This window comes from Kribbella sp. NPDC051137, from assembly GCF_040682535.1.
Lineage (GTDB): Bacteria > Actinomycetota > Actinomycetes > Propionibacteriales > Kribbellaceae > Kribbella > Kribbella karoonensis.
The window spans coordinates 746,070-762,676 of sequence record NZ_JBFBBI010000006.1 but is presented as its reverse complement, the minus strand read 5'-3'; the positions used below and the strand labels follow the sequence as shown (position 1 = coordinate 762,676).

The 16,607-nt window shown below is 70.2% G+C and carries 14 protein-coding genes; 11 read left to right on the top strand and 3 right to left on the bottom strand.

Features of this window, described 5'->3' with window-relative positions; translation table 11 throughout:
- Positions 1-91 precede the first annotated feature (91 nt).
- Positions 92-604: a 4'-phosphopantetheinyl transferase superfamily protein gene (locus tag AB0M51_RS34380; protein WP_344191778.1), complete on the bottom strand. Its 513-nt coding sequence runs from the start codon at positions 602-604 to the stop codon at positions 92-94.
- Positions 605-708: 104 nt separating this feature from the next.
- Between AB0M51_RS34380 and AB0M51_RS34375 the strand changes: the two genes are divergently transcribed.
- The gene (locus tag AB0M51_RS34375) at positions 709-1,863 is read left to right on the top strand and encodes an MFS transporter (RefSeq protein ID WP_344191780.1); all 1,155 of its coding nucleotides are present in this window, start codon (positions 709-711) and stop codon (positions 1,861-1,863) included.
- On the opposite strand, the gene coaA is transcribed toward AB0M51_RS34375, so the two are convergent.
- Complete coding sequence (coaA, locus tag AB0M51_RS34370) at positions 1,844-2,797, bottom strand: type I pantothenate kinase (RefSeq protein ID WP_344191782.1); 954 nt, start codon at positions 2,795-2,797, stop codon at positions 1,844-1,846. The two genes, AB0M51_RS34375 and coaA, sit on opposite strands and share 20 nt — an antisense overlap.
- Positions 2,798-3,067: 270 nt before the next feature.
- Here coaA and AB0M51_RS34365 point away from each other — a divergent pair, with 270 nt between their 5' ends.
- The 5 genes from AB0M51_RS34365 to AB0M51_RS34345 all read left to right on the top strand — a co-directional run bounded on the left by AB0M51_RS34365 (position 3,068) and on the right by AB0M51_RS34345 (position 10,950).
- The gene (locus tag AB0M51_RS34365; protein ID WP_363752158.1) at positions 3,068-4,783 is read left to right on the top strand and encodes an alpha-glucuronidase; all 1,716 of its coding nucleotides are present in this window, start codon (positions 3,068-3,070) and stop codon (positions 4,781-4,783) included.
- A gap of 32 nt (positions 4,784-4,815) precedes the next feature.
- Positions 4,816-5,820: a LacI family DNA-binding transcriptional regulator gene (locus AB0M51_RS34360; protein WP_344191787.1), complete on the top strand. Its 1,005-nt coding sequence runs from the start codon at positions 4,816-4,818 to the stop codon at positions 5,818-5,820.
- A gap of 193 nt (positions 5,821-6,013) precedes the next feature.
- Complete coding sequence (locus AB0M51_RS34355; protein WP_344191789.1) at positions 6,014-6,364, top strand: holo-ACP synthase; 351 nt, start codon at positions 6,014-6,016, stop codon at positions 6,362-6,364.
- 33 nt (positions 6,365-6,397) lie between these two features.
- A complete protein-coding gene (locus tag AB0M51_RS34350) occupies positions 6,398-7,930 on the top strand; it encodes an NAD(P)H-hydrate dehydratase (RefSeq protein WP_344191791.1) in 1,533 nt (510 codons plus the stop codon).
- Positions 7,931-8,025: 95 nt separating this feature from the next.
- Complete coding sequence (locus AB0M51_RS34345; protein WP_344191793.1) at positions 8,026-10,950, top strand: PIG-L family deacetylase; 2,925 nt, start codon at positions 8,026-8,028, stop codon at positions 10,948-10,950.
- A 27-nt stretch (positions 10,951-10,977) separates the two neighbouring features.
- On the opposite strand, the gene AB0M51_RS34340 is transcribed toward AB0M51_RS34345, so the two are convergent.
- Positions 10,978-11,739 (bottom strand): META domain-containing protein, encoded by a 762-nt coding sequence (locus tag AB0M51_RS34340; protein WP_344191795.1) that lies wholly within the window; start codon positions 11,737-11,739, stop codon positions 10,978-10,980.
- Between the two features lie 93 nt (positions 11,740-11,832).
- Here AB0M51_RS34340 and AB0M51_RS34335 point away from each other — a divergent pair, with 93 nt between their 5' ends.
- The 5 genes from AB0M51_RS34335 to tsaE are packed head-to-tail and all read left to right on the top strand — an operon-like array spanning position 11,833 to position 16,540.
- Complete coding sequence (locus AB0M51_RS34335) at positions 11,833-12,615, top strand: hypothetical protein (RefSeq protein WP_344191797.1); 783 nt, start codon at positions 11,833-11,835, stop codon at positions 12,613-12,615.
- A 16-nt stretch (positions 12,616-12,631) separates the two neighbouring features.
- Positions 12,632-13,273 (top strand): HAD family phosphatase, encoded by a 642-nt coding sequence (locus tag AB0M51_RS34330; RefSeq protein WP_344191799.1) that lies wholly within the window; start codon positions 12,632-12,634, stop codon positions 13,271-13,273.
- Positions 13,274-13,288: 15 nt separating this feature from the next.
- The gene (gene alr, locus AB0M51_RS34325; protein ID WP_344191801.1) at positions 13,289-14,434 is read left to right on the top strand and encodes an alanine racemase; all 1,146 of its coding nucleotides are present in this window, start codon (positions 13,289-13,291) and stop codon (positions 14,432-14,434) included.
- A gap of 7 nt (positions 14,435-14,441) precedes the next feature.
- Positions 14,442-15,596, top strand: a complete 1,155-nt coding sequence (locus tag AB0M51_RS34320) for an alpha/beta hydrolase (RefSeq protein WP_344191803.1) — start codon at positions 14,442-14,444, stop codon at positions 15,594-15,596.
- 20 nt (positions 15,597-15,616) lie between these two features.
- Positions 15,617-16,540, top strand: coding sequence for a tRNA (adenosine(37)-N6)-threonylcarbamoyltransferase complex ATPase subunit type 1 TsaE (tsaE, locus tag AB0M51_RS34315; protein WP_344191805.1), 924 nt, complete (start codon positions 15,617-15,619; stop codon positions 16,538-16,540).
- Positions 16,541-16,607 lie beyond the last annotated feature (67 nt).

Here is a 16,607-nt window from a genome sequence, read left to right as displayed (position 1 = left end):
CTCAGTCCGGGCGGGCAGGGGCGAACGCCAAAGTAATTGAATTACTCATACTCCCCCGAGACGCGAAAGTTACCCACACGCGCACGGTGGGTCAAGAGTGAGTGACGCGCCGCGCGCCGGCGCCGGGCGTGCGGAACGCGACCGCGAGTACGGCGGACCCGGCCGTCGGCGGGTGGACCACTGTCAAGCCGGCGGGTGTCGGACGCCGCAGTCCACCGTTTTCCAACCCCGTTCCGAGGGCTTTTCCGACGGCTTCCTTGGCCGTCCACAGCTGCAGGAAGGCCCGCAGCCGGTCCGGCTGCCGCTCCATCCATTCCAGCTCTTGTGGGGCGAACCAACGGTTGGCGATCGGGTCCACGTCACGCGGGCGGACCTCCTCGAGATCGATGCCGAGCGGCCCCTCGTACGACGCGGCGACAGCGACGAGCTGGTGGCTGTAGCTGATGCTCACGGCGAGGCCGGGGATCCGTGGGCGGCCGGTGTCGTCGTGGGTGAGGACCGGGTCGTCCACGAGGGTGCTCGCGAGGTCCAGGAGTAGGGCGTGGGCGCTCGGGTGGGCCTCGGCGCCGGTCGGTGCGAGTCGGAGATGCACCGGGCTGGCCACGGCTAGAAGATAACTTGTCGACAAATACCCCCGGCGAACTGGTCCTCTGAGGCGGTCCGCGACTGGACCTGTAGCGCGTACCGGTTGCGCCTTAACTTCGAGCTATGACAGCCATCTGCGAGCTCCCCACGGCCCGCCTCGTCGACACGTCGTTCGCCAAGGTGCTGGCGATGGTCTTCGGCTCGGGGCTCAGCATGTACCTGCTGACCTCCGTCGTACCGCTGTACCTCGCGGCCAACGGTGCCGGCGGGATCGGCGCCGGGCTGTCCACCGGGGCGATGATGTTCTCCGCGGTCGCCGTCGAGTTGCTCGTACCGCGAATGCTCGCCCGCTGGGGCTACCGGGTCGTCCTCGGCCTCGGGCTGGTCCTGCTCGGCGCGCCGGCGCTGGTGCTGCTCGGCACCGCGGCGCTCCCGGTCGTGCTCGCGGTCTGCGTCGTCCGCGGCGCCGGGCTCGCGATCCTGGTCGTCGGCGCGGTCGCGCTGGTCGCGGACCTCACGCCGGCGGCCCGCCGGGGCGAGGCGCTCGGGGTGTACGGCGTGGCGGTCGGCGTTCCCGCGGTCATCGGTCTGCCGCTCGGCGTGTACCTGACCCACGTGATCGGGTTCGCCGCGCTGTTCGTACTCGCCGCGGTCGCCTCGCTCGCCGGGCTGGTCGCGTTGATCGGTCTGCCCGCGACGGCCGGCGGGGAGGAGCAGCACGTGCGGGTGCTCGGCGGCGTCCGGCGGAGCGGGCTGCTGATGCCGTCGCTGGTGTTCGCGGCGGTCACCGTCGCGGCCGGGATCAGCGTCACGTTCCTGCCGTTGGCGGTTGCTTCCGGCAAGCAGTCGATGGTGGCGACAGCTCTTCTGCTGCAGGCGATCGCTGCGCCGGCGGCCCGCTGGGTCGCCGGGCGGTACGCCGACCGCGTCGGCCCGGCGAAGCTGCTCGCTCCGGCTCTTCTGCTTGCCGCGGCCGGTGCCGGATCGCTCGTGTTCCTGCCGAGTCCGGTCGCGGTCCTGGTCGGCTCGACATGCTTCGGGATCGGGTTCGGTGCGGCGCAGAACCTGACGTTGACGCTGATGTACAACCGCGTGGACCGCAACCGCTACGGGCAGGTCAGCGCGCTGTGGAACCTCGCGTACGACGGCGGCTGGGGAACGGGTGCCATCGTTTTCGGAATCGTCGTTTCCGGGGTCGGCTATCCGATCGCGTTCGCCCTCACCGCGGGCGTGGTCGCGATGGCTGTCGTACCGGCCGTCAGAGCTTGCGGAGTCTGACCCAGCGGACCGCGTGGTCGGGGCCCTTGCGGAGGACGAGCGTGGCGCGGGAGCGGGTGGGCAGGATGTTCTCGCGGAGGTTCGGGCCGTTGATGCCGTCCCAGAGCGACTCGGCCTTCTTGATCGCCTCGTCGCGGCTCAGCTCGCCGTACCGGACGAAGTACGACTCCGGGTTGCGGAACGCTGTTTCCCACAGTTTCAGAAAACGTGCGACGTACCAGGAACGGATGTCGTCCGCGGCCGCGTCCACGTACACCGAGAAGTCGAAGAAGTCGCTCACCGCGAGCCCGCTCTTGCCGTCCGCGTGCCGTGGCGCCGGCTGCAGCACGTTCAGGCCCTCGAGCAGCAGGATGTCGGGCTGCTCGACGGTCGTCCGGACGCCGGACATCCGGTCGTAGTGCAGGTGCGAGTAGACCGGCGCCTCGACCGTGTCCATCCCGGACTTCACCTCGACCACGAAGCGCAGCAGCCCCTTGCGGTCGTACGACTCCGGGAAGCCCTTGCGCTGCATCAGGTTGCGGCGTTCGAGCTCGGCGTTCGGCCAGAGGAAGCCGTCGGTGGTGACCAGCGCGACCCGCGGGTGCTCGGGCCAGCGGGCCAGCAGTTCGCGGAGCAGCCGGGCGGTGGTGGACTTGCCGACGGCAACGGATCCGCCGATGCCGATCACGAACGGGGTGCGGGTCGCGGCCGGTTTGCCGAGGAAGCTCTCGGTGTCGGCGTGCAGCGCGCGGGCGTGCCGGACGTACAGCGACAGGATCCGGGACAGCGGCAGGTAGACCTCGCGGACCTCGTCCATGTCGATCTCGTCGCCGAGGCCGCGCAGCCGTTCCACCTCTTCGGCGGTCAGCGGGGAGATCGTGGTCTCGGCCAACTGGGCCCAGGTGGCCCGGTCGAGCTCGGTGTAGGGAGTCACCTCCCGCGACGGCTGCAGCATGTGGCCCATTCTTCCCATCGGTACGGGATGCACCCACATCGGGCGGGCGTGGCCTTGGTCTCAGCTACGGCACAGTGTCTCAGCTACGGTACGGTCTCGAAACTTTCGGTCACCGTTCCGTGACCGACCGATATGTAAGCATCAGCTCCGATGACTGACCTGGCCTGGCTGGCGACCCAGCGGCTGCCCGAGGTGACCGTGCACGCCTCCGGCGTGCTGGCCCAGACGATCCGGGCCGAGCTGCGGTAGATCCGGCGGTTCCGGACCGACGTGCAGGTCGCGATCTGCACGATGAGCCGGATCCGCGAGACCGTCCTCTGGCCGGAGGTCGAGGCGGCGCTGCCCGAGCACGGGCTCGGCGTCGAGGGATTCGTGGTGGTGCGACGAGGCAACGACCTGGTGGTCGCGGCCGAAGGCGGGCACGGGCTGCTGTACGGATACTTCTACCTGCTGCGGTACTTCGAGTGGATGAGCGGCGACTTCACCGTCGTCGAGCAGCCGGCCGTTCCGATCCGGATGCTGGACCACTGGGACGAACTGTCCGGCGCGGTCCGCCGCGGCTACTCGGGCGGATCGATCTTCTTCCGTGACGGTGCGGTGGTACCGGAGCTGAGCCGGGTGCGGGCGTACGCACGGTTGCTCGCGTCGGTCGGGATCAACGCGGTCGCGCTCGCGAACGCCGAACTGCCCGACGTCGCGCGGCTGGCCGGCGTGTTCCGGGAGTACGGGATCGCGGTCAGCCTGGCGATCGACTTCATCGACGACCCGCACGACGAACGGGTCGCGCGCTGGTGGTCGACGGCGATCTCCCGGGTGTACGACGTGGTGCCCGACCTGGGCGGCCTGCTGGTCCGGTCGGCGCGGGACGTGGAGGGCGCGAACCTGCTCGCCCGGGCGGTCGCGCCGTACGGCGGAACCGTTTTCTGGCGGGTTTCCGGTGCGGATCAGGGCCGGGACTGGCGGGACCGGCGGGCGGACCGCGCGCGGGCGGCGTACGACGAGTTCGCCCCGCTGGACGAGCGGTTCGAGGAGAACGTGGTGCTGCAGGTCCGGCACGGGCCGCTGGACTTCCAGGTCCGGGAGCCGGTCGCGCCGCTGCTCGGGGAAATCCAGGAAACCGTTTTCGGAATCGAGTTACAGGTCACGCAGGAGTTTTCCGGACAACAGCGGGACCTCTGCTACCTCGGGCCGTGGTGGCGGGAGATCCTGCAGTTCGACACCACCGGAGGCGGGGGCGTGACGGTTGCCGACCGCATCGGAGCGATCGTTGCCGTGTCCAACGTCGGCGACGACCCGAACTGGACCGGGCACAAGCTTGCGCAGAGCAACCTGTACGCGTTCGGGCGGCTGGCCTGGGACCCGTCGGCGGATCCGGTCAGCCTGCTGCACGAGTGGGCGGCCGCGACGTTCGCGATGGACGACCGTACCCGCAGCGAGCTGGTCACGATCATGGCGGGCTCGTGGCGGACGTACGAGCGGTACACCGCGCCGCTGGGGGTCGGGTACATGGTCACGCCGGAGACGCATTACGGGCCGAACGTCAACGGATACGAGTACTCCGGGCGTGGGGCGTACCACTACGCCGACCGGTACGGCGTCGGCGCCGACCGGACCGTGAAGACCGGTTCCGGGTTCACCGGGCAGTACCCGGAGCCGCTCGCGAGCGTGTACGAGGACGTCTACACGTGTCCGGACGAGCTGCTGCTGTTCTTCCACCACGTCCCGTACGACCACGTGCTGCAGAGCGGGAGCACGGTGCTGCAGCACATCTACGACACCCACTTCCAGGGGTACGCCGAAGTGGAGGCGATGGTCGCGCGCTGGCGGGTGATCGCCGAGCGCTTCGAGCCCGCCGTACGGGAGAACGTGAGTACGCGCTTCGACGTACAGCTGGCGACCGCGCGGGAGTGGCGCGACCAGGTGAACACGTACTTCTACCGCCTGAGTGGAGTCGCGGACGCCCAGGGACGGACGATTCACCGGTAGGCTGGTCCGAAAGTTTCGGGCTGGGAGGTGTGGTGAACGAGCGGCCGACGATTGCGAAAATTGCGGAGCAGGCCGGAGTGTCGGTGCCGACCGTCTCCAAGGTGCTGAACGGGCGGTCGGACGTGGCCGCGGCCACCCGGGCGCGGATCGAGAGCCTGATCCAGGAGCACGGGTACCGGCGCCGGAGCGCGAGTACGGCGGCCGGGCCGATGATCGACCTGGTGTTCAACCAGCTCGGCGGCGAGTGGGCGATGGAGCTGATCCGCGGCGTCGAGGAGGTCGCCCGGTCCGAGGGCGTCGAACTGGTGCTGTCCGAGTGCGGCGGCGCGCTGCGGCCGCGGCAGGAGTGGATCGAGTCGGTGCTGAACCGGCGCCCGGTCGGCGTGATCATGGTGTTCTCGGACCTGGACGCCGACCAGCGGGCGCAGCTGGAGACGCGGCGGATCCCGTTCGTGGTGGTGGATCCGGTCGGTGACGTCGGCGACGACGTACCGTCGATCGGCTCCGCGAACTGGAACGGCGGGCGGATGGCGACCTCCCACCTGCGGACGCTCGGGCACGAGCGGATCGCGATGATCGGCGGGCCGATCGACACGCTGTGCTCACGGCAACGGGTGGACGGATACACCGACGCGCTGCGCTCGACCGGGGTCGAGGTGCTGCCGGAGCTGATCCGCTGGGCGGACTTCGAGGTCGGCGGCGGCTACCGCGCGGCGCTCGAGCTGCTGCGCCTGCCGGACCGTCCGACCGCGATCTTCGCCGGCAGCGACATGCAGGCGCTCGGCGTGTACCAGGCCGCCCGCGAGCTGGGCCTCGACATCCCCCGTGACCTGTCGGTGGTCGGGTACGACGACCTCCCGGTCGCGCAGTGGGTCACCCCGGCGCTCACCACCGTCCACCAGCCCCTCCACCAGATGGCGGAGCTGGCCGCGCGGGTGGTCCTCGACCTGTCCCGCGGCAAAACCCCGGCGGCGCTCCGTCTCGACCTCGCGGTGGACATGAAGGTCCGCCAATCCACCACCCGGGGGCCGAGCTAGCAGCCCCCGGGTGCGACACCGCAGATGCGCTCGGCCGGGCCGTGGTGGGTGAGGCGGGACGTGGTGGCGCCGGGCGGGCGGGGGCGCGCGCGAGGCCGGGGCGCGGGTGAGGCCGGGGCGCGGGCGGGGGCGCGGGCGGGGCTGGACGTTGGGTGGGGCTGGGGTGAGGGCAACGGACGGCTATGGTGTGGGGATGATCGTCGGCGTGGGGATTGATGTGGTCGACGTGGATCGGTTCATGCGGACGCTGGAGCGGACGCCGGGGTTGCGGGATCGGGTGTTCACGGAGTTGGAGGCGGTGAAGCCTGCTGCTTCGCTGGCGGCTCGGTTCGCGGCCAAGGAGGCGTTGGCGAAGGCGTTGGGGGCGCCGGCGGGCATGCACTGGCACGACGCCGAGGTGCAGACCGACGAGACCGGGCGGCCCTGGCTGGAGATCACCGGCACGGTCGCGGCGCAGGCCGCCAAACTCGGGGTGCAGAGCCTGCATCTGTCGCTCAGCCACGACGCCGGGATCGCGTCCGCGGTCGTCATCCTGGAAGGTTGATTCGTGCCCGCTGTCGTCGGGGAGGTTTGAGCAATGCGCCAGGCGCACACGGTCGAGCAGGTTCGCGCGGCTGAGGCCGCGCTGATGGCGAGGCTTCCCGAGGGCACGCTGATGCAGCGCGCGGCGGCCGGGCTGGCGGTTGCTGTCAGCAACTTTTTGGGGAGTACGTACGGCGCCCGGGTGGTGCTGCTGATCGGCTCCGGGGACAACGGCGGGGACGCGCTGTACGCCGGCGCCCGGTTGGCGCGGCGTGGTGCGCAGGTCACGGCCGTCCTGCTCTCGCCCAAGGCTCACCAGCCCGGCCTCGCCGCCCTCGAGTCCGCCGGCGGCCGAGTCCTCACCGGAGGACAAGCTCACCCCGAGGAACCAGCTCACGCCGACCAAGCGGCCGACGCCGACCAAGAGGCTGACGCCGACGGTCCGGCTCATGCCGATGAACCAGCTCATGCCAACGGTTCGGCTCAGGTCGGCGAGGTCGAGCGGGTGGTTGCCGGTGCGGATGTAGTGGTGGACGGGATTGTGGGGATCGGGGGGCGGCCGGGGTTGCGGCCGGAGGCGCTGGCGGTGGTGCGGTTGGTCGAGCGGTACGGCGTACCGGTCGTTGCCGTCGACACCCCGTCCGGCGTGGACGTCGACACCGGCGAGACGCCCGAGCCGCACGTCCGGGCCGCGCTGACCGTCACGTTCGGCACGCACAAGGTCTGCCACCTGGTCGACCCGGCCGCGTCCGCGTGCGGCCCGGTGCACCTCGTCGACATCGGCCTGGAGGTTCCGCCCGCCGAGGTCCGCTCCCTCCAGGCCGCCGACGTCCGCGCGCTGTACCCCGTCCCGCACGGCGAGTCCGACAAGTACTCGCGCGGCGTCCTCGGCCTGATGGTCGGCTCCACGCAGTACCCGGGTGCCGCGGTGATCGCCACCTCCGGCGCCCTCGCCGGCCCGGTCGGCATGGTCCGGTACGTCGGCCCGGACCCGGTCGCGCACGCCGTACTCGCGGTCCATCCGGAGGTCGTCGTCGGCGAGGGTCGCGTGCAGGCGTGGGCGGTCGGCTCGGGTACGTCGACCGGCAGCGTCGACCTGGAGCGGTTCCACCGGATCACGCAGCAGCAGGACGTCCCGGTGATCGTCGACGCCGGGGCGATCGCCGCCCTCGACCACGACCGGGCGGGGCGCGTCGTCATCACGCCGCACGCGGGCGAGCTGTCCCAGCTGATCGGCGTACCGCGTGACGTGATCGAGCAGCGCCGGCTGCACTACGCACGTCAGGTGGCCGAGGACCGGCAGCTCGTCGTACTGCTGAAGGGCGCCACCACGATCGTCGCGGCACCCGACGGCTCCGTCCTCGTCAACCCGATCGCGAGTCCGTGGCTCGCCACCGCCGGGTCCGGTGACGTACTCGCCGGCATCTGCGGCTCGCTGCTGGCGGGCGGACTGCCGGAGTTCGAGGCCGCCGCGGTCGCCGCGTACCTGCACGCCGCCGCAGGCACCCTCGCCGCGTCGGCCGGCCCGGTCACCGCGATGTCCGTCGCGCATGCACTCCCCGAGGCGACCCGCCTACTTCTCGCCTGATCCGCCCGAGGCACGCGGTCTGCTGTTGCGGGCCGATCCAGGCGGACGTAGGACTGGAGAGTTGCTGGTGCCTCCGCCGCCTTTGGAGTGTGCTCGTGAAGCGAATCGTGGGGTTGTTGGTTCTCGCGTTGCTGGCTGTTCTGCCGGTGCCCGCTCAGGCACAGCAGACCAAGCAGTACGTCGCGGACGCGAAGACGAAGATCGACGTGATGGGCGAGTGGGCCCACCCGGACGACGACACGAGTTTCATCGGGCCGTGCGGCGTCTGGCATCAGCTGTACGGCGTGAAGTGCGGCGTGATCATGGTGACCCGCGGTGAGGGCGGCGGGAACGCGGCCGGCACCGAGCTCGGGCCGGACCTCGGGCTCCGCCGCGAGAACGAGGACCGTGTCGCGCACTACCGGTCCGGGACGATCGACATCTTCAACCTGGACCGGATCGACTTCTTCTACAACCAGAGCGCGCCGCTGACGCAGTACTTCTGGGACGAGCAGGAGACGCTCCGGCGGGTCACGCGGGTGATCCGGGAGACCCAGCCCGAGGTGTACATCGGCTTCACGCCGACGCTCGCGGCCGGCCACGGCAACCACCAGCAGGCCGGCCGGCTGATCTGGGAGGGAGTCCTGGCGGCCGCCGACCCGAACATGTTCCCGGAGCAGCTGACGGGGCCGCACGCGCTCAGCACCTGGCAGGTGAAGAAGGTCTTCTCCGGCGGCAGCACCGCGGGCACCGGCGGTACGACGACGTCCGCGAACTGCACGACCGGGTTCACCCCGTCCGGCCTCGACCCGGTCGCGGGCGTGTGGACCGGGTACAACTCGCCGTACACCTGGCCGGCCGGCAACTCCCAGGGGCAGCCGGCCGGTACGCCGAAGATCTGGCAGCAGGTGGCCGACGAGGGCCGCGCGGCGTATCCGACGCAGAGCCGGTTGATGTACAAGGGCGTGTCGGCGCCGGCCTGTCCGCGGTTCGGGATGACCGAGTCGTTCGTGCCGTTCCAGCCGAACAGCAGCCCGGCGGCCGGGCGTGACGACGCGATTCTGTTCGGGGCGACCAAGCCGGATCCGGGCGGGCTGCCGCTCGGGACGCTGGAATACCTGACGTTCAGCCGGTTCTACAACGTCGCGGGTGAACCCTTCCAGGCGACCCTGCACCTGCGCGGGAAGCTTGCCGAGGGCAACGTCCAGCTGACGGTGCCGGCCGGCTGGACCGTCGACGGGCCGAAGCCGGTGCCGGCCGGTTCGAGCGCCGACGTGACGTTCACGGTCACCCCGGCCGCGAACGCGACCGTGGACCAGAACGCGAAGATCTCCGCGCTGTACACCACCGGGAAGCACGCGACGGGCTACACGGAAAACGTTGTACGAATCGTTTCCGCGGCGGAAGGGCGTTTCCAGCGGTGGGGGAACTGGCTCGAGTACGACCAGTGGCTGGAGAAGACCGCACCGCAGGCGGACCGGCTCGGACGGTCGCAGGCGATCCAGTCGATGGGGATCGGGCAGACGATCGACGTACCGGTCGTCGTCCACAACTGGTCCACGAAGCAGCAGACCGGTGCCGTGTCACTCGACCTGCCGGCGGACTTCACGGTCGACAGCAACAGCAAGCCGTACGACGTGGCGCCGGGCGCGGACGTGACCGTCACGTTCAAGCTGACGAACACCGACACGACCCTGCCTGCCCAGCAGAACGTCAGCATCCCGATCAGGACCGCGACAGGAAGTGAAACGCTCACGCTGACGCTCGTCCCCACGACGGTGATCCCGCAGGCGACCCCGGTCGTCGACGGGACGGCCGAGCCGGGTGAGTACCCGGGGCCGACACTCGACCTCGGCCGGATCTGGCAGGGCGCTTCGGGCTGTACGGGCGTCGACGACTGCGGCGTTTCGGCAACCGGAGAAGGCAGTACGGCGAAGGTCAGCTGGTCCGACGACGCGCTGTACTTCTTCATCCACATCCGCGACGACTACCAGTCGTACGCCGTGACCCCGGCCGAATGCGTCGGGCACTGGCAGGCCGACTCCGTCGAGATCCTGCTCGACCCCCGCGGCACCGCGTCGCAGGATCTCAAGGACACCGCCAACACGTTCAAGCTCGGCATCTTCCCGTTCACCCAGAGCGGCGGGCCTTGCTGGGAACGCGACGCGGACAACCACCAGGGCTACTCCAGCGGCGCCCTCGACACCGGTAACGCGCCGGGCGTCCAGGTCGCGTCGACGGCCCAGTGGGTAGGCAGCAACCAGACGACGGTGCCGCACGCGTACGCCGGTGGCGGGTACGACCTCGAGGTGAAGATCCCGCTGGCGGATCTGCCCGCCGCGGTCGACCCGTCGCACCTCGGGCTGAACATCACGCCGTACGACAACGACGACACCTCGGCACCCGGTACGACGACGCTCCGGCACATCGACATGAGCACCCGGCTCGGCTGGTCGGCGCTCGGGTCCGTGCAGTCCGACCCGTACCGCTGGGGGATCGCCACGCTGCCCGGGTACACGCCGCCCGCGGGCCGGCCGACCACCCCGGCACCGCCGGACGTCTCGAACCCGAACCTGAACGGCGCGCTGTCCCCGCAGACGATCGCCCAGTCCGCGCGCAACGGCGTCCCGATCTCCGGGCGGGTCCCGACCGGAGACCTGTCGATCCAGTACGCCGGCCTCAGCGGCAACGCCGTACAACTCGTCACGTCGTCGAAGGGCTCCGGCACCGCCCGGGCGTTCCTGACCTCCGGCGAACTCGCGGCGATCCCGGTGTGGACGACCTCGTGTACGTCGGATCCGGCGCCGGACTACGGGTTCACGCCGTGTGCGATCACCGACGGCGCGACGCCGCCGTGGTCACCGGACATGAGCGGGCACCTGGTGAAACAGGCCACGCAGCAGGTGACCCGCGGTGTCCAGCACTGGACGATCCCGTTGACCGCGGCCCAGCGTCAGCAGTTGAAGGACCGCGGCCACCTGCTCGTTTCCTACGAGACGACGAGGAACGAGGTCCAGGCCTTCGACATCCGGATCGCGTAGCCGGGCTCGTCCAGTGGCTCGCTCGGGTCAGCGCAGGGCGGTGAAGTCCAAGCCGCCGCTGGACGACCGCAGGCTGAGCACCGAGCCGTCGATCCGGTAGGTCAGGTCGCCCTTCAATCCGTTCAGCAGCAGGGATTCCAGCTTCGCGGCGTCGCCCTTGCAGGCACGCCGGGTGGTGGCCAGCTCCCCGAAGGTCAGCTTGCCGGGGGCGTTCGCGACCACCCCCTGGAACTCGTTGCAACCGGTCGAGCCGGTCACCCGGTCGCCGTTCAGTGTCAGCCACGCCTTTTCGGCGCCGGCCGGGTGCGAGGCGGTCTCGCCGGCGACGATCGTGGAGAGCGCCCACTTCGTGCCGTCCAGCGCGGCGGCGGGCTCGGCGGTCTGCTTGTCGACCAGCGAGATCGTCGTACTGTCCGTGCTGACCACGAGCTTGTCGCCGTCGAGCTTCCAGGTCGGCTTCGCGCTGAGGACTCCGCCGATCCACTTGTCCGCGCCGGCGGCGGGGCCCAGGCATCCCATCGCCGTGGACGTGATCTCCTTGCCGAGGACCAAACGGTTGTCCGCGGTCGACACCGAGGTCTCGGAGGAGTTGCAGCCGGCGTACCACGACAAGCGGCCGTCGGTGGTGAACTGCAGGCGGACCTTGGTGGCCGGCGTTCGCGGCTTGCCGTTCTCGGTCACGGAGGTGGACAGGAACGTCCGTCCGCTCAGCCCGGAGCCGGGCGCGGGCGTGGCGTCGTTGCCGCAGGCGGTCAGGGCGAGCACGCCTGTCGCCACGAGAGCGATCATCCGTTTGTTCACACCCCAAGGACGCTGCGGGTGGCGCTCGCGTTGCAGTTCGAGGCATGGTTTCTCCGGGGAGAGTTGTTTCAAGGGGGAATCATGGGTTTCCGTTTTTCGCGCCGCCGTCTGCTACTCGTCGGCGTCGCCGTCCTGGTGGTCGGCGTACTGGTCGCGGTGCCGATCGTCGTACGGACGAACAAGGACTCGCCGGTCGAGACGGCAGCCGCCGCCATCGGCCCGAGCAAGAGCTGCCCGAATCCGTCGTTCGTCACCACGTCGCGCAACAACCAGGGTGAGGGGCGCGACTTCGGGCAGTACTACGTGCACAACAACATGTGGAACAACCAGGACGGCGTCTACACGATGTCGGCGTGCAACTATGACAACTGGTACGAGGACGTCACGCAGCCGAAGCCGGGTGACAACGGGGTGCAGGCGTATCCGAACGTGCACAAGGACTACGACGACGTACCGCTGTCCAGGATCAAGTCCGCGAAGTTCGCTGCCACGACACCCGCGGACTGTGCAGGCTGTGTCTACGACGTCGCGTTCGACGTCTGGATCGGCGACGGGCTGAAGAACGAGCTGATGATCTGGACCGAGAACAAGGGACAGACCCCCGGCGGGGACAAGATCGGGACGGTCAGCATCGGCGGGTTCACGTACGACGTTTGGCACGAGGACGGGTACACGGCGTACGTCTCGCAGGTGACGCAGAAGTCCGGCACGATGCCGCTGGCGAGCTTCTTCGACGACATGACGCGCCGCGGCTGGGCCCCGAAGCCGACCACCTGGCAGGTCGACTTCGGCGTCGAGATCGTCTCCACGGCCGGCGCCACCCGGCGCTTCACCTTCACCGACTTCGCCATCGAGGAGAGCTGACACTTAGGGTTCCGGTGTGACCGGACTGGTGATCTTCGACAACGACGGCGTGCTGGTGGATTCCGAGCGGCTCGCGAACACGATTCTTTCCGAGCTGCTGACCGAGGCCGGGGCGCCGTACACGTTCGAGGAAACGGTGCGGGACTTCATGGGCGGGTCGATGGCCTCGATGCGGCAGAAGGTCGAGGCGCAGCTCCGGCGGCCGTTGCCGGCGGACCTGGAGGACCGGTACCACCAGCGGCTGTTCGACGGGTTCGCCCACCTGCGGGCGGTCCCCGGCGTCGAGGCCGTCCTGGACCACCTGGACGCCCGCGGCGTCCCGTACTGCCTGGCGTCCTCGGGAACCCACCGACGGATCCGTACGGCGCTGACCGCGGTCGGCTTCCTGGACCGGTTCGAGGGGCGGATCTTCAGCGCCGAGGACGTCGCGCACGGCAAGCCCGCGCCGGACCTGTTCCTGCACGCGGCCGCGGAGATGGAGGTGAAGCCGGCCGACTGCCTGGTGATTGAGGACAGCCCGCTCGGCGTCGCCGCCGCGGTCGCCGCCGGGATGAAGGTCTTCGGGTACGCCGGGATGACCGATCCCGCGAAACTTGTCGATGCGGACACGGTTTTCCACGACATGACCGCCCTCGCGGACCTGATCGACGGAGCCTGAGACACTGGGTTGACCATGTCTACTCTTCAGTCACGCCCGGTCCGCGCTGAGGCGGTCGTCGATCTGGCGGCGATCCGCCACAACGTGAGCACGCTGCGTGGTCGCGCACCGGGTGCGCAGCTGATGGCCGTGGTGAAGGCCGACGGGTACGGGCACGGGATGGTGCCGGTCGCGCGCGCCGCTCGCGAGGCCGGGGCGGTGTGGATCGGGGCCGCGGTGCTCGAGGAGGCGCTCGGGCTGCGCGCCGCCGGTGACACCGGGCCGATCTTCTGCTGGCTGACCACCCCGGGCGAGCCGCTGGCCGACGCCATCGACGCCGGGATCGACCTGTCCGCGGGCGCTCCGTGGGAGATCGACGAGCTGGCCGCCGCGGTGCAGGACCGGCCCGCGCGGGTGCACCTGAAGATCGACACCGGGATGTCGCGCGGCGGCGCCGTACCGGAGGAGTGGCCGGCACTGATCCGGGCCGCGCTCCGGGAGCAGGGCGCCGGCCGGATCGAGATCAAGGGCATCTGGTCGCACCTGGCGTCCTCGGACGAGCCGAAGAGCGCGGTCAACGAGACCCAGCTGGCCACGTTCACCGAGGCGATCGAGGTCGCCGAGTCGTTCGGGGTCGACGCCGAGTTCAAGCACCTGGCGAACTCCGGTGCGACGCTCGCGCTGCCCGAGACGCATTTCGACCTGGTCCGGCCCGGCGTCGCGACGTACGGGCTGTCGCCGTTCGGGCACGCGCTGCCGTCGGCAGAGCTCGGGCTGCGACCCGCGATGACGCTGAAGGCCCGGCTCGCGATGGTGAAGCGGGTGCCGGCCGGTGCGGGCGTCTCCTACGGGCTGACCTGGACCGCGCCGCGGCCGTCGACCCTCGGCCTGGTCCCGCTCGGGTACGGCGACGGCCTGCCGCGGCACGCCTCGAACGGCGGACCGGTCCAGATCGGCGGCCACCGTCGTACCGTCGTCGGCCGGATCTGCATGGACCAGTGCGTGGTGAACCTGGAGGACGACCAGGCCGCGGCCGGCGACGAGGTCGTGCTGTTCGGTCCCGGTACGGCGGGCGAGCCGACCGCGGACGACTGGGCCGACGCCGCCGGCACCATCAACTACGAGATCGTCACCCGCCTGGGCGCCCGCATCCCCCGGCGGTACATCGACAGCGAAAGGTAGGACCAGCATGTCCAAAGCAGGACGGACTGCTGGTCTGATCGGGGCCGCGGTCGGAGTGCTGGCCGCCGGCGCCGCGGCCGGGGTCGCGGTCGAGCGCCAGGTGATCGGCCGCCGCTCCGGGCTGCGCAAGCAACTGGAGGCGGAGCCGTTCGGCACCCAGCACGGGACGCCGCACATCTTCACGGCCGACGACGGCGTCGAGCTGTACGTCGAGGTCGACGAGCTGAAACGCTCCCGCCGGCCCGCGCCACCGCCGAAGCGGAAGCTCGGCCTGACCGGGGCGGTGGGGCGGGGAAAGAATGAGCACAGCAAGTTACCCGTCCCGCCCGAGGACCTGACCGTGATCTTCGTCCACGGGTACGGGCTGAACCTGGACCTCTGGCACTTCGAGCGCCGCGACATGGCCGGGATCGGCACGATGGTGTTCTACGACCAGCGTTCGCACGGGCGGTCCGGCCGGTCGCCGAAGGAAGGCGTCAGCATCGACCAGCTCGGCAAGGACCTGTACGGGATCCTCGAGCGGTTCGCGCCGACCGGCCCGGTGATCCTGATCGGGCACTCGATGGGCGGCATGACGATCATGGCCCTTGCCGACCAGCACCCGGAGCTGTTCGGCGACCGGGTGATCGGCGTCGGGCTTTGCTCGACCAGCGCGGGCCGGTTGGACCAGGTGCCGATCGTGTTCCCGGGCAAGGCCGGCATGCTCGCCCGGGCGCTGGCCACCCCGACGGTGATTGCGCTGGCCCGGATCCCGGACATCGTCGAGCGCGGCCGCAAGGCAGGCTCGGACCTTACCTACCTGCTCACCCGGAAGTACGCGTTCGGTTCCGAGGTGCCGCCGGCGTTCACCGAGTTCGCGAACGAGATGATCGCGGCGACGCCGATCGAGGTGATCGCGGACTTCTACCCGATCTTCGCGCTGCACGACAAGTCCGAGGCCCTGGAGCCGCTGCAGAAGGTCGAGTGCGTGGTGATCGGCGGCGACAAGGACCTGCTGACGCCGTTCGAGCACGCCGAGGACATCGTCCGCCGGGTGCCCGGCGCGGAGCTGGTCGAGGTCAAGAACTGCGGGCACCTGGGTCTGATCGAGCACCACCGTGAGTTCACCGCGGCGCTGCTTGGGATGATCGAGCGAGCCGAACAGTCCCTGGCAGCATCCTGACCCTGCGAGATGACCCCGAGATGACCGACCTGCGCGTCCTGGACGCGACTCCCGAGCACGCCGCGGCGATCGTCGCGGTGATCCACCACGCGTTCGCCGCGCGCCGGGTGCTCGACCCGCCGTCGACCCAGCTGTCCGAGAACGTCGCTTCGGTGACCGCGGCGATCGAGCAGCACGGTGGACTGCTGGTGCTCAGCGACGGGGTGCCGGCGGGCGCGATGCTGTTCGAGCAGTCTGGCGACATCCTGAACCTGCGCCGCGTCTCGGTCGATCCGCGGAACCAGTCCCACGGTGTCGCCTCGGCGATGGTCGGCTGCGCCGAGGAGGTCGCCGTACGGCGTGGGCTGAGTCGGGTGAACCTGATCGCCCGGGTGGAGCTGCCGGACACCGTGGAGTTCTGGCGGCGGCGCGGGTACACCGTCGTCGACCGGCAGGCGCACAACCTGATCTATGCGAAGGCAATGCCGGTCGAGCTGACGGTACCGACCGCCGACGACATGCAGGCGATCGGCGAGGAGCTGGCGGGGCAGCTGCTCGCGGGTGACGTCCTCGTGCTGTCCGGCGATCTCGGTGCCGGGAAGACCACCTTCACGCAGGGGCTGGGCGCCGGGTTGAAGGTGCGGGGTGCGATCACGTCGCCGACGTTCGTGATCTCGCGGGTGCATCCGTCGCTGGTCGGTGGGCCCGCGCTGGTGCATGTCGACGCCTACCGGGTGGGCGGGTTCGCGGAACTGGACGATCTCGACCTGGACGCCAGCCTGGACGAAGCGGTCACCGTGGTCGAGTGGGGTCACGGGCTGGCCGAGGGGCTGGCGCCGGACCGGCTCGACATCGTGGTGACCCGCGGCGACGACGACACCGACGAGACCCGCGCACTCCGGATCACGCCGGTAGGCCCGCGCTGGGCGGCATCCGGCGTACGCGTGTCCGCACTGGAGACATAGTGTCCCGTCGGCGATGCTGCTCACACGCTAGCGGCGCCCAGGCACGCACCTCGCTGCGTTGGACGAG